The sequence below is a fragment of the Novipirellula artificiosorum genome, assembly GCF_007860135.1.
Taxonomy (GTDB): Bacteria; Planctomycetota; Planctomycetia; order Pirellulales; family Pirellulaceae; genus Novipirellula_A; species Novipirellula_A artificiosorum.
Map to the genome: position 1 here is coordinate 374,335 of NZ_SJPV01000008.1, position 13,446 is coordinate 387,780.

The window sequence follows — 13,446 nt, forward strand, 5'->3', positions numbered from 1 at the left end:
GGATCAAGACCCATTCCGATACAAAATTGCCCCCCTCACGCTATCTATGTCAAAAACGACGTGGACAGGCATGTGGGGAGTATACCCTAACCAACGCTGGTTAGGGCCCTCTAAACTCGCCCAATATGGAATCCTACGAAAATTGCAGGATTTTGGACGAGAAATTGGTTCCTTCTAAGTGCTGACTTCGTCGTTGACGTCGTCTGCATCGGTATTTTCTAGCTCGCTGAGGCCTGTGCTGGCTTCAGGATTTTGTTTTCGCTCAAGCCGCCGTTTCCGTTTTTCATCGGCTTTGTACTTCTTTTCCATTTCGCGTTGTCGCTTGGCGAAAGTATTTTGATTCTTTGCGATTGCGTCTCTCCTTGGCGGTCGATGGTTTGGAATGGATTCACGAATTTATCAATTGGAGCCACTAACTGGCTTGGACGACGCTTGCTCGTCGCTGCGTCCCTTTGCGTCGTGGCTTTCGTTTCCGGTTGCCCCCCGACAGCGATTCGCTGCCGGCTGCAGCCCGCTTCGGACGACTCGGTGCAGAATCGGCCCGCTGCGAGCCGAAACGGCGTTGGCCGCGTGTTGGTTTTGAGGCGTGTGGTCGGCGCGATCCGTGGTGGGTACGCGAATCCGCTCTGGATGGCGGATTTGGTTGGCTTGGATCGAGTGGGATCTTTTGGCCAATGAACTTTTCGATTGCGCGAAGCTCGTCGTATTCGGCTTCGGAACAAAAGGACAAAGCGATGCCTTCGGCGCCTGCGCGCCCCGTACGTCCGATGCGATGAACGTAGCTTTCGGGCTCTACCGGGATGTCATAATTGATCACATGCGTCACGCCATCGATGTCGATTCCTCGAGCGGCAACATCGGTCGCCACCAAGACTTGAACCTGTTTTCGCCGAAATGCCTCGAGCGCACGTTGACGAGCACTTTGCGATTTGTTGCCGTGGATCGCGACGGCTCGGACGCCATCTTTGGTCAACTTTTCAGCCAACACGTTTGCACCACGTTTTGTACGAGTAAAGACGATTGCACGCTCGGCGCCGTCGCCTGCAAGCACCTTTTGTAACACACCCAGTTTGCCATTGCGTTCAACAAAAACCACTCGCTGCTCAATCCGTTCGACACTCGTCGTTTTCGGAGTCACATTGACCGAAATCGGATCGTCAAGCAACGATCGCGAAAGCTCAACGATTTTGGGTGGCATGGTGGCCGAGAAGAACAACGATTGACGGTCCCGGGGCAACTTGCTGATGATCCGCTTCAAATCAGGCAGAAAACCCATGTCGAGCATGCGGTCTGCTTCATCGAGGACAAACATCTCGAGCTGGTCGAGTTCGATGAAGCCTTGATTCATTAGGTCCAGCAATCGTCCTGGGGTCGCTACCAAAATATGGGCACCGCGGTTCAGTGCACGGACTTGATTGCCTTGGCTAACGCCACCGTAAACCAAGACTTGGCGAAGTCGCAGGTGTTTGCCGTAAGTAGCAAAGCTCTCGCCAATCTGTATGGCAAGTTCTCGCGTCGGCGCCAACACCAAGACCAGTGGGCGATTCGGTGAAGCTTTGCGTTTTTGGCGTCCCAGTTCGTCTAGGATGGGCAGGGCGAACGCGGCGGTTTTCCCGGTGCCTGTTTGGGCACATCCGAGCACATCACGCCCTTCGAGGGCGGCCGGAATGGTTTGCGATTGAATTGGCGTGGGAGTGGTGTATTTCTGGTCCGAGATTGCGCGTTGAAGCGGCGCGATCAGGTCAAGTTCTTCAAAAGTCGTCAAAGGTGATCCTTCAATCCTGGCGATGACGGTCCCGCTATCAAAGGCGGAGCACCGATTTCGCACACAAGTTAAGCCCTGCCGCGAATTGCGCAGTCATAGGCCGGGGGGTTTCATAACAGGTCGACACCGATCGCAACGCAGGATATCGCGTAGAGCGATCGGAGCGAACGAATCGATTTTGCCACACACAGTGGCAACTCTGGACAAACAAGAAAGTCACAGAATCCGGTGCGTCCTTGATGACGCCGGCAGCTTTCCAGAGCGGTCAACACAACCGATAGTTGGCAGCAAAAGGTGCAGCAATCGAAACCGCTACGTTTTGAATTGAGGTGTGTGAGTGTCCAGGTTACTCTGTTAGAAAACCCCAATTTCGCCAGGAAACACGGCCCATTTGCGCCGTGCTACTCGCTTATTCCCAGCTTTCGTGTTGACTCATTTCCGATAGAAAAACAGCCAACGTTCAAACGAAGTGTACTCCCCTGCGGGAATCCTGCCAAGTGGTTTTTCCACGGATTCCCTTTTTGCAGCGGTGCTTGGCGAAAAAAGGCTCGTCCAGCGACTTACCCTGTCCCACCGTTGACGCTTGAATCGGAGCACCTAGTTCCTACTCCACTCCTGTCTCCTGAATTTGAACCTCGAGCGCGAAGTCAGGGGCGATGGAGAAGTAACCGCTGAGGGGGGGCTCCGTTTTGATCCATACGTCATCGATCACACCGCTGGCTGCTGCTTGAATGTCCAACTGCCACCATCCCACTTGCTCTGCCGAAACCTCGATCCTCTGACGGTCCACGGAGATGATGCTGCAATCAAAGCTGGCCACCTGCTGACCGCCTGGATCTCGTAGCATCGCACTGGCGGTTTCGCCGGGTGGCGAGGCTTCCAACGAGAGAGGAAATGAAGCAGTTTGATCGGGCACATAGAAATACAGAGGCGTTACTTTTCCAAGCAGGTGCAATCCTTGGTCGCTCAGCTTACCATCGACCGCCCATGCGGCTCCCGAAACGGTCACCATCAACGAGGCGGTGTCGGCGGAGATCACCAGATGGTAGTAGTCCGCCTGATCGGACTCCCATCCAATCGGTTCCGTGTCACTCACTAAGCCGCTGGCAACCTCCGATGCATCCTGACGATACACTGCATAGTGGACCAGCTTGCCGCGCTTCGAAACGCGACTGAATTTCAATTCGACACGGTCATCGCCCAGGGGACGGAGCACAAGGTGTTGGTCTCCACGCAACTGGAAGGGCTTGATCGGATCACGGTGCTTTGCTCTTGGGGCAACTGTCACCTGGAACTTCGATCGGACACTCGGTGGGGGGTCGTTCACCATGGTAGGGCTGAGCGCAAGCGAACCGCGGTTCGCCGAAAGGAATGCTGAGAACGCCTGGTCCGAGAGGTGAAAGGTTGATTCTTCGGCAGCCTCTAAGACCCCTTGTTGACGCAGGTTCCAGTGCAACACAGTCAGGTTGTCGCCGATCATGCTCAAGCGAACTTTGGCATCGGAGTCGCGCACCTTTGACTCTGCCGCTCGGTAAAGTTTTTCAATCGCGGCAAAGTTTTTCGCATAGATGTCACGCATCATGTCGGTCGTCAGTGTGTAGCGTGCCTTGGGATACTCTCGATAGTGCCGAGCCACTTCGCGATCAAGCAGGCGGAATAGTTGATTGATATCATCGCCACCGCCTTCGTAGGCTTTTGCACAGTACTCGTCGAACAAGGCTTCAACATCTGCTGCCGGGTTCCAGGCTAATCGAGCCAACAAGTAATTCAGCGGCGCCGCCCGTCCCCATGCTTCGATGCCGTAAACATAGACGCCTTTCATCTTGGCTCGTTGCAAATTCGGATAGATCAACTTCAAAATCTCTAAACCGGGCGGATTCAACGCCCCGGCTTCGGTTTCAATATGCATCGGCAAGTCATAGTACGACAGGTTGCTGGTGACCTGCGTCCATTGTGAAAGCAATTCTCGCCACTGCTGCTGAAGTTCCGACCGCGAAAGTGTGAACCCGTAATCGAAACTTGGCGCCCAGGTCAGAAAGACATTGGGTTCGAGCTTGACTGTTTTTTTCGGAGGGAAAACGTAGTCGGCATAGACATAACCGGCCAGGATTTTTCCTGGATACTTCTTGCCGACCCTTTTTGCGACGCCGTTGTAGAACGCCAAAATCGCAGGGGTAACCGAAAGGTCTCCGTTTGGGTCCGTTTCATAAAGCGCTGAGCACCGGTCGCACTGGCAATAGCCGGCGGAATCCGAAGGCGACAACGAATAACAGCTTGCCGCAGGTTTCTGGTCAAAGTACTTGATGGCCGCGTCGGCATAGGCTCGTATCAAACCAGGATTCGTCGTGCACAGTTTGTATCGACCCGTCGGCGGTATTCGCACGCCGCCCCGTTCAGCAAACCAATCGGGGTGTGCGTCAAAATGCGATGCGGGGATCGTGCGGCGCCAATTGTGTGAATGATTCAAGTACAAACTGGCGCCAAGACGTTGCTGCATGCACCATCGCTTCACATCCGCTCGATGCTGCTGTAGGTAAGGAACACGGCGATTGAGCAATGCGGGAGCGTCACGGAGATCGGTTTCGGGGATCCATAGATCCGCCGACTTCGGTACATAGTCGCCGTGTTCACCCGGCATCAGCCAGCGCACGCCGAGAAACCGCTCCAAGAAATCGTAGGTTGCGTTGAGCGAACCGTTCGACGTGCCTCCGTTGGGAGTCAGTTGTCCCGCCTCGCAATCGCGACCGACCAGAAAGACATCCGAATCCCTTGTCACGATTCGATAGCCTTCCCATGGAATCGCCGCAAGCGAAACTCCGGCTTGCCGTGCAGCCAGATTGTCGCCAATGGATATCATTTTATCGCCGGGACGATTGACGATTGGCAGTTCCGCACCAGTAACTTTCAGCACGTAGTCCTGCATCTGTGACGCAGCTAACGCTACCGAGGAAGGAGCGTCCGCTTCATGATAGATGACGTAGTCACTCGTTCCCGCGTTAACCAGGTGCACTGACGCGGGATGGGCCTTGGTGGTGAGCAGCAGCAACACTGCGAAGACGCAGAACCGAGCGTTCATGTTTAACCTGTTTTAAAAATAGTTTAACACGGGAAATCAGATGGCGGCGTTTTTGTCTTGGCGACGTTTTTGTCTGAGTTCGCGTGGGAGTGTCGATTCATTCGCCTACTGCCCCGTTTGCAACGTAGAGCCTACGTGGCGATGGACCCACTGCCATGCTCGTTCTCGTTCGTCACTGGGTTTGAGCAACCATCGATCGGTGTGGGGTGCGGCGGCGGTTTCGTTGGGGAACGCTCCGAAAATGTGATGAACGTTGACGTCGAGAAACGTAAATGCATCAAGCGAGCAACGTGACCGCAGATAGTTTTGGATTGCTTCGGTGGTGCCTGCTTGGCAAACCAAGTAAGGCCGTCCCGCAACTCGCTCGAGTCGTTGTTCCGCCGCAAGGCGATAGTCCTGCAGCGGAGACCCCCAATTTGTTTTTCGCCATTCTCGTTCGCCGTCAAAGTGATCGTGCGTTACAAAGCCGCACCACAATTTCGCGATTCGATCATCATGCAGTCCGATCAAGTTGACCGCTATCGCACCGCGAGAAAAACCACAGAGCAAAACTTGTTGGGGATCGCCACCGAAACGCTGACAGATGCGAGGTACGTTCACGAGCGCGTATTCGACCGTCGCGTCGATATCGCCCCACCATCGGATCGCGTTCTTTTGATGATCTTTGTCGACGAAGGGCAAAGTGATCCAAATGAATTGCCCGCTCGAAAGCCCAAAGCCAAGTCCAGCATCTTCGACCTTGCCGGTCGAAAAGGATTGGGGGAAATGGTTGCCCGTGTATTCGACGATGACCGGATACCGGCGACCCTGGTTCACCATGTCTTGGCTCCAATTCGATGGCAAGTAAACCATGTGATGGACCGCAGTCCCCAGGTATTCCGGGGGCGTGATAGGCACACGCTTTCCAGATTCTGGCGGGACCTGTGCTACGCTTGGCAACGCCAACTCTCGACTGGCGTCTTGTGAGAACGATTGGCCATGAAAGCTTGCGAGGGAAAAGCCCACAGCCAGAATCGAGAATTCCAACACATGTCGGGCCTGGCACAATTGCATGGTTTACCTATTGGGATCTTCGCTCGTACGAAGTAGGCACCCGGGGCCTGAAATTCATTTCACCTGACGACGAGTGCGGGACCGAGGGTTTACAAGGACCCTATCTTACACAATGGGCGAGACAGATTCAGCAGGTTGATCGCGCAAGACAGCCAGCCCCCTCAGGAGTGATCCACGGGCAAGCGAAAAACGGAGTAGAAAAGACCGTTACTACGGTTTGCGATTTGCGACGAGTGTCATCTGGCCAAGCACTTCCGTACGCGAGTAGCGGACCTCAGCGAAACGCTGCATCCACTGTTGTCTTTCGTACGCCGAAGGTACGTACCCGATCACTTCGGTAAACACTCGCTCAAGCCAGGCGTTGTTATTGTTGCCACAACGGTCAAAGTACTCTTGGGTTGCCATCAATTCATTTGGCAGCCGGCTCATGCGATACTCGGGATCTGGCACCGAGTGCCAAGCCGCCAATTCCATGGGCGTTGGATTCCTGCTGAGGTATCGCTGATAGGCCGCGGTCACTTGCGTGGTGATGTTATCATAGGAGGCGTAGCCCGCTGCAACGACACCGCCGTTCGGTTGACCAGCAAATGCAAAGGATTTTGGAGCCAAAAGTAGCTGTGCGGTATTGGGATTGCCCTGTGTCAACACGTACGTCGGTTGAGGGGTCTCGTAGATGGTCTTGCCGTTGTACGAGATGAAGGCACGCAGACGATAACGATCGGTGGCAGTGATGTAGCTCGGATCAAAATTGATGGTGAACGGAATCGCTCCTTGAGAGATCGACGGTGCACGGAAGGTTTGTTGCCCATTGCGAATGGCAAAGTACGGTCGCGTTTCGTTTTCTAGCTGCACTGTGATGATCGAGTTCGCCGGCACGCTGCCGTTCTGCACGATCAAGCTCCCTGACAAGCCGCCCTGATGATCGTCAAGCTGAACCGGGATTGTCCGCAATTGCCCCGACCTACGGTACTGCACCAGCAAGCGGACGCGACCCGACACGTCGGCATGATGATTCAGTTCTTCGGCAATGTCAAAGATTTTGGAACCAACCAAGCCCACTTGATCCCCGTTGACACAAACCACAAGGTCACCAGGAACCAGCCCCATGCGGGCAGCTGCAGACCCCGGTGCCACCGAATCGATTGCGACGCCGACTTCGGTGTTCTTGCCGGTCACGCCGAGCAGCCAAGCTTTGTTCGGCCCACTGCTTCCCGCCCAACCATCGCCATTCCAGCCGTTACCATTCCAGCCCTCGTTCCATCCGCCGCCATTCCATGAGGCTGATGTGAAGGAACCGCTTCCTTCGAAGCCTTGGCCGCTCGCGACCGGAGGGGAAATCATTGCCATCACCAGTGAAAACGCAAACGTAAAACGAGTGAGTTGGTTTGGGATCAGGCAGTTCATGATGAGATTCCTTGGAGCGGATTCGTTCAAACGTTGATGATTTGAAGGCACGGGAGAAGGCCTTCGTGGTAGGAGAGAGAGCGAGTTGGATTAGGAGTTACTTGTCCGAACCGTCGGATTTCTGTTCCAGTTTGGCTCGTTCGCCACGCAGCGTTGGCGGATCAAAAGGAAAGAATCCGGCTAAAATGCTTTGGCTTTGTCCGGCTTGGTGTAATGCGTAGCGAACGAATTCTCGATTCGCGTCCGCGCGAGCTCCGGTTTGTCCGAGATCGAGGACAAGCGTCAGCGGGCGAATGAGCGGATAGCGGCCCATCAGAACCGAGTGATCGTCACAAGGAATGATTGTGTCGTTTGCTTGCAAACCGAGAAGCCGCAAGGAGTGGCTACCACACTTTAAACCACAGATTCCAATCGCGTTTTTGTCTTCTTCGAGTGCTTGAACGACCTTTGCGTTGGATGCATAAGACGCTTTGGCTTCACGCATCACTTGTCCACCAAAGACATAGTTCTGCAGGAAGATCTGGGTTCCACTGTTCTGGCCACGTGCGATGATCTCCACCGGTTCGTTCGCGATTCCTCCGCTGGCACCGAAGGAACTCCACACCATCGGCTCGGACGGCGTCTCGCCATCGGGAACGCAAAAAAGAGTTAAGAATTGTTCGCGGTTGATCGATTTAAGCGGATTGCTTTCGTTCACAAAAACCCCTAACGCCTCTCTCGCAACCATCACTGCCGCGGGGTTTTCAAGTCCCGCCAACTTCAGTTTTTCGAGTTCCTCCTCCGAGACAGGTCTCGAGAACATACCGATACTTGCTGGGTTCTTGGTCAGGCGATCCACCGCCGTCTCGGAGCCTTCGGCGGAGATCACGACAGTTGCCTTGGGGTGGAATTTCTTAAATCCGCCGGCCCATCCATGGGCTAAAGCATCCATGCTGGTGGAGCCGAAAATATCGACTTCCGCACTAACTTCCTGTCCAGGTAGATAGGGCGTGATCGAATTCAGCAGAGAACGAATTTCCTGGACCGAAAACGATGTAGACGACTCGTCGCCTCGGCAGTTAATGGGTACGGAAAACGAGAAGACGGCGAACAGAAGGAGTGGGACAGCAGGCGTCTTAAACAAGGCGTATCTCCGGCGATTGAAATTCGAGGGGGCAGGGATCATAGCCGACGCGATTGAGTTGGCAAATAGCAGTTTGAATTCCCCGCGTGGAGGTTCTTCTGGACGAATCTCGATTCCCTTTGCCGCGTTTAGCAAGTAGGATTGCGCCCGGCCCAAATGCTTTAACCATTGCGTATCCAAGGACGGAGTGCTTTGTCATGCTGACTCGCAACGATTGCTCGAGAAGAATGGATTGCCAATGGATTGCGCGATCCGCCGTGGCTGCGTGGCTGCTGTTGGTGCTCTCCTCAATCACGGCTGGAACGGCCGTTTCGATGGCTGGACCTTCAGCCCGTTCGGCAGCGAGTGATGAACGTCAGATTGTTTCGGAGGAACTTCTCGCTACAGTGAAACAGTGCGACCAGAACGTGGTTCGTTTAGGTCAACAACTTGAGGTGATCGATGCCGTGGATGTCGCCACACGAGCTCGACTTCAACAGGAACTGGAGCTCTGGAACCAGCTGGCGTTGGTCGTGGCGGAGCGGACCACGTTGCACGACGACCTTGCCATGGATCAGGCCCAACTCGATGACGCCGTGCCTCCGTCACCCTATGGTGCTTCGCAACGGATGTCGTTCCTGGAACTGGATGATTGTCGAAATCAGTTGCAAACGGCGAAAAATGAGCTGGAAGCGATTTCCATTGAGCGACAATCTGAAAAAGTGATGCTGGATGAATCGCGACAAGCATTTCGTATTGCGGAGCAAGTAAGGCGTCGTGCGTTAGAACGATTACAAATCGCGACACCTCGTGAGCTCCCCGAGCGTGAGCGTGAGCATCAGCTGGCATGTCTGAGAAGTCGTGTCGCTGAAAGCCAGCTCAACCTTCAACGCGAGCGGATTGCCCGGTTTGATTTAGAACAGCAACTCGGCGAGCGAAAACGATCGAACTTGCAGGCGACGATCGCCACGCATTCTGAACAGATCACGTTCTCGCAGGCCGAGTTGGACGAGCGATTGAAGTTGATCGACAGCTACATTGAGAAAATTGAAAGCCAAGTCAGGGCAATTGATTCGCGAAGAATCGAGATAGGGTATCAAGCAAAGCAAGGCGTGAAGGAGCAAACCGTTTCAGCTCTCGAAAACGCTCGTGAGGAGAAGGGATTACTGCAACGATTGCTGTCCGAGGCGGAGGCAACCAAGAAGTGTTGGCGGCGACGATACGCGTTGGTGAACTCTCGTCCGTCCGCCGTCGAGATCGCGGACTGGCTGGCAGAAGCGATTCGAGCAAAAGAACACATTGAGTTACTCTCGGACCAGCTTCGATTGCGAAGCGATCTCCGCACCGAAGCAATTGCCCCCCTACTGCGTCGCCAGCTCCGTGGGGATTTCCGCGACGGCAACGCTAGCGACGTGGACGAGCAAATCGAGGAACTGCAGCGGATGGTGGATGTTTACGGGAGCATCGAAGTGGTGACGAGCGCAAATCTCCGTGTCTGTTCGCGCTACATCGAAGAACTTCAGAACCGCCAACACGAGTTTGCATTTTCGGAATGGTGGCCGGTAATGCGGCAAGCCATCGGGTCTGTGTGGAATTACGAAGTGATGAGTGTGGATGACGCATCGATCACCGTTTCGAAAATCTGTTGTGGGCTTGGCCTGTTCCTGCTTGGTTTCTTTTTTTGCCGCTCTGCTGCCGCCATCATTGCCAATCGAGTCTTGCCCCGTCTCGGGGTGAGTCCTTCGGCGGTCTCGGTCTTTCGAACGCTGATCTTCTATGCTTTCCTTGTGACGTTGAGTTTGTTTGTGTTGGATGTCGTGCACGTTCCTTTGACCGTGTTCGCGTTTCTCGGAGGCGCTATTGCGATTGGAGTGGGCTTTGGCAGCCAAAACCTGATGAACAACTTTATCAGCGGGCTGATTCTATTGGTTGAGAGACCGATCCGAGCGGGCGACTTGGTCAAAATCGATGGCATCAGCGCCAACGTGGAGCACATCGGCGCTCGCAGCACCCGAGTCCGTACAGGCGAGAACCTTGAGATTCTGATTCCCAATAGTAAGTTCCTCGAAGCGAATGTGACCAATTGGACCCTTTCGGATACTCGCGTGAGGACGTCGATTACGCTAGGTGTTGCCTATGGATCCCCCGTTGCCAACGTGATTTCGGAACTCGATCGCATTGTTCGACGACACGAATTAGTGATTCAAACGCCCGAGCCAATCGTGCTCTTTCGCGATTTCGCCGATAGCTCTCTGACGTTTGAAGTGCATTTTTGGATCCACCAGCGACGCATCATGGAAGGTAGGATCGTCCGCAGCCAATTGCGTGTCGCCATTGATGAAGCGTTTCATGCTGCGGGAATCGAGATCGCGTTCCCTCAGCGTGACGTTCATCTCGATGTGCGTTCGCCCATTGAAGTCAGAATGGAAGCGAACCCAATCGCCCACCGACGGGATGACCGTATCCGAGAGGCAGCTTAAGCAGCCGTTCGTGCCGCGGGGGGGGGAGCTCGAGCATGTCTCGAACAGGCGAGCATGTCTCGAGCAGGAACATCAAGCCGGACTGGATGAAGCATGAACCGGTCCGTCTTGTCAAACGGATGCCCCCTGTTGTCGACCCGATCCCACCGTGTCGACCGATCGAGGGCTATGCTAAGCTAACGGGGGAAGTTGTTGAGTAACGCATCAAGCTTGAGGAGACGATTTTGGAGATTTGGCCAGCGATTGACCTTCGGCATGGCAAGCCGGTTCGGCTGCGTCAGGGTGATTATGATCGCCAAACGGTATTCGGCGACGATCCCGTTGCATTCGCGCAGCGCTGGCGCGACGCGGGCGCCAAACGGTTGCACTTGGTTGACCTCGATGCTGCCCGAGGGGACGATGCGACGTTGAATCGTGCTGCGGTAAAAAAAATCGTCGAAGCGACTCAATTGCAATGCGAACTCGGGGGTGGCGTGCGTGATGAGCAAGCGATTGAAGAGTTGTTGGCGCTCGGGATTTCACGTCTGGTGGTCGGCTCGGCTGCGCTGAAGAAGCCCGATTGGTTTGCCGAGATGTGTGACAAATACCCTGGGCAACTTGCCGCGGGTATCGATGCCCGTGACGGCATGGTGGCGACGGACGGTTGGTTGGAAACCAGCAGCACACCCGCGGTGGATTTGGCGCAGGAACTGCGAAGTCGTACCGACAAGATTGCCGCGATCATCTACACCGATATCGCTCGCGATGGCATGATGCGTGGCCCCAATTTCGAGGGGCTTGCGCAAATGGCCGCCGCAACGGATATCCCGCTGGTTGCGAGCGGTGGCGTGACGACCCTGGACGATGTTCGCAAATTGGTGATGGTCGAAATGCCTGCCGCCATCGTAGGCCGTTCCATCTACGATGGGGCGATGAAACTCGAAGAGGTGCTCGACGTGGCTGGCGACCGCTAGGGCGGTGCCTTGCAGATTCGTTTCACTTGCCCTCCAACGGGCACCCATGGGGTGGCTACCGCTTGGAAAGCCGACGTTCAAGTGCCCTGCGAGACAGAGGCATGATGTCGGCAGCACCACCGGGATTGAAAATCAAGTCATCACGGCTTGGCGACGCATCGGTGTTCTCGTATTGCACCAAGTAGGCGCCGACTTGCATCCCGCCATGTTCATAAACGGGCGGCCAGAACTCTTCGCCACGAATTGCAAGCGTTTTCGCCAGCAACCGGGTGGCTCGTCCCGAGAAGCCACTGAGCACCATGTCAAGTCGTCCGAGCGCTTCGCGGTAGATGTAGAAGACCAACGCTGCGTCGTTGCTTTTGCCACCCGCGTATGCCCAAGTGCCGTCGTCCTTTTCGTAGTAAAACCCTGGCTCCGGCGCATCCTCATTCTTGCTCAATCGCATCCCCGCCGACGCAGCGCCCGGTTTCGGATCGCTGTCTCGGTACCGCAAGAAGAAGGGGCACGAACGCGCTGACACGTCGTCCACGTCGTCCTCGGTGACAAAAGGCGTGCATCCGAATGCGTCCGAGAACAGCAATTCAACAACGGGGTTGCTTTTGACACTGCCAATGCAAACGATGCCGCGGTCGTTTTGCGCTTCCACAAAACCATCGAAGACTTCGGTGGCCCGTTCACGAGCTTCTTCGAGTGTGACTTGACCCGGGCTCCAAACCAACGTTTGCTGCAACCGATCCGGCATCGGCAACTCGGTCGTTTTGCCATCTTCGCCTTCGGAGGATGACTTGTGTTTGGCGGCACCGCCGAGCGTCGAAACGCCGTTGAGCAGTTCACCAAAAAGCACGGAGTCGCTGGCGACGACCGTCGCGTTCTCGGGCGAATCTCCATCATTTTGCCGGACACCGACGACGATCTCGATATCACTGCGACGAGCGAGGAGCTCCCAAAAGTTCTCGGCGTTGACCGCAAACAAAGCGCCAGGCAATTGGTCGGCGGTCGCATAACCGTGATCAATCAAGTAATCGCAAAGCCGTGAAAGTGCATCGAGTGGTATGTATTTTGCTTCATTTTTCAAAAGTGATGCGACTTGATGTCGATCAAGTCCGGTATGTTCTACAATCGACTTGATCGTCCCAGGACGCTTGCGTCGGTCCGGAGTATGGCCAAGTAATTCCGCCAAACGGAATGCGTATCTCATTGTTCAGTGTCGAAAAGGAGGGTACGGGTGAAAAGTCGCGAGTCACCATTGTAACAAGAAGTGGAGCCGTGTTTGCCGTTGTAGCCCATTTCCATTTGTGCGGTGATCACTCGTTACACCAATGAAACATTGGAAAAGCGATTTTGCATAGTTTGGGCAATTTTGTCACCTCCATTGCGGTTCCGGTTGCGGTGAAGTCGTGGGTCCTACCGATCAGCCGATCGAACCAGCACCCACAGCGAGAGCGATTTCGCCACGTTTTCATTTATCCGATCCATTGCCGGGCTATAATAAGAATGTATCCGAAAAGGGGTCTGACCCTTTGTCGACCGACGTTTCGATTGCTCAAAAACTCGTTGTTTTCCAATGGAGTTTGCTACCGATACGCTCAGACCATGAGAGGGTCAGACCCCTT

At 54.8% G+C, this 13,446-nt stretch carries 10 protein-coding genes; 3 read left to right on the top strand and 7 right to left on the bottom strand.

Annotation, left to right across the window (positions count from 1 at the left end):
* Positions 1–174 precede the first annotated feature (174 nt).
* The 6 genes from Poly41_RS35445 to Poly41_RS21875 all read right to left on the bottom strand — a co-directional run bounded on the left by Poly41_RS35445 (position 175) and on the right by Poly41_RS21875 (position 8,421).
* Positions 175–309: a hypothetical protein gene (locus tag Poly41_RS35445; protein ID WP_261344906.1), complete on the bottom strand. Its 135-nt coding sequence runs from the start codon at positions 307–309 to the stop codon at positions 175–177.
* A 103-nt stretch (positions 310–412) separates the two neighbouring features.
* Positions 413–1,765, bottom strand: a complete 1,353-nt coding sequence (locus Poly41_RS21855; RefSeq protein ID WP_146528849.1) for a DEAD/DEAH box helicase — start codon at positions 1,763–1,765, stop codon at positions 413–415.
* A gap of 604 nt (positions 1,766–2,369) precedes the next feature.
* Positions 2,370–4,841, bottom strand: coding sequence for a DUF4838 domain-containing protein (locus Poly41_RS21860; RefSeq protein WP_146528851.1), 2,472 nt, complete (start codon positions 4,839–4,841; stop codon positions 2,370–2,372).
* Positions 4,842–4,946: 105 nt separating this feature from the next.
* A complete protein-coding gene (locus Poly41_RS21865) occupies positions 4,947–5,894 on the bottom strand; it encodes an alpha/beta hydrolase family protein (protein WP_146528853.1) in 948 nt (315 codons plus the stop codon).
* A gap of 210 nt (positions 5,895–6,104) precedes the next feature.
* Complete coding sequence (locus Poly41_RS21870) at positions 6,105–7,298, bottom strand: YbaY family lipoprotein (RefSeq protein WP_146528855.1); 1,194 nt, start codon at positions 7,296–7,298, stop codon at positions 6,105–6,107.
* A gap of 97 nt (positions 7,299–7,395) precedes the next feature.
* Positions 7,396–8,421, bottom strand: coding sequence for a PstS family phosphate ABC transporter substrate-binding protein (locus Poly41_RS21875; RefSeq protein ID WP_197231512.1), 1,026 nt, complete (start codon positions 8,419–8,421; stop codon positions 7,396–7,398).
* Positions 8,422–8,618: 197 nt separating this feature from the next.
* Here Poly41_RS21875 and Poly41_RS21880 point away from each other — a divergent pair, with 197 nt between their 5' ends.
* Genes Poly41_RS21880 through hisA form a run of 3 tightly spaced genes read left to right on the top strand, consistent with a single transcriptional unit; the run spans position 8,619 to position 11,833 of the window.
* The gene (locus Poly41_RS21880) at positions 8,619–10,880 is read left to right on the top strand and encodes a mechanosensitive ion channel domain-containing protein (RefSeq protein WP_146528859.1); all 2,262 of its coding nucleotides are present in this window, start codon (positions 8,619–8,621) and stop codon (positions 10,878–10,880) included.
* Between the two features lie 35 nt (positions 10,881–10,915).
* Positions 10,916–11,080: a hypothetical protein gene (locus tag Poly41_RS34240; RefSeq protein ID WP_197231513.1), complete on the top strand. Its 165-nt coding sequence runs from the start codon at positions 10,916–10,918 to the stop codon at positions 11,078–11,080.
* A 24-nt stretch (positions 11,081–11,104) separates the two neighbouring features.
* Positions 11,105–11,833, top strand: a complete 729-nt coding sequence (gene hisA / locus Poly41_RS21885) for a 1-(5-phosphoribosyl)-5-[(5-phosphoribosylamino)methylideneamino]imidazole-4-carboxamide isomerase (protein WP_146528861.1) — start codon at positions 11,105–11,107, stop codon at positions 11,831–11,833.
* 55 nt (positions 11,834–11,888) lie between these two features.
* Here hisA and Poly41_RS21890 read toward each other — a convergent pair whose 3' ends face one another.
* On the bottom strand, positions 11,889–13,031 hold the full coding sequence (locus Poly41_RS21890) for a helix-turn-helix domain-containing protein (protein ID WP_146528863.1): 1,143 nt from the start codon (positions 13,029–13,031) through the stop codon (positions 11,889–11,891).
* Positions 13,032–13,446 lie beyond the last annotated feature (415 nt).

Bases quoted from the DNA above. Each gene is read 5' to 3' on its own strand.
- Poly41_RS35445 (WP_261344906.1), bottom strand. From the start codon at position 309: ATGGAAAAGAAGTACAAAGCCGATGAAAAACGGAAACGGCGGCTTGAG.
- Poly41_RS21860 (WP_146528851.1), bottom strand. From the start codon at position 4,841: ATGAACGCTCGGTTCTGCGTCTTCGCAGTGTTGCTGCTGCTCACCACC.
- Poly41_RS21865 (WP_146528853.1), bottom strand. From the start codon at position 5,894: ATGCAATTGTGCCAGGCCCGACATGTGTTGGAATTCTCGATTCTGGCT.
- Poly41_RS21870 (WP_146528855.1), bottom strand. From the start codon at position 7,298: ATGAACTGCCTGATCCCAAACCAACTCACTCGTTTTACGTTTGCGTTT.
- Poly41_RS21880 (WP_146528859.1), top strand. From the start codon at position 8,619: ATGCTGACTCGCAACGATTGCTCGAGAAGAATGGATTGCCAATGGATT.
- Poly41_RS34240 (WP_197231513.1), top strand. From the start codon at position 10,916: ATGTCTCGAACAGGCGAGCATGTCTCGAGCAGGAACATCAAGCCGGAC.
- Poly41_RS21890 (WP_146528863.1), bottom strand. From the start codon at position 13,031: ATGAGATACGCATTCCGTTTGGCGGAATTACTTGGCCATACTCCGGAC.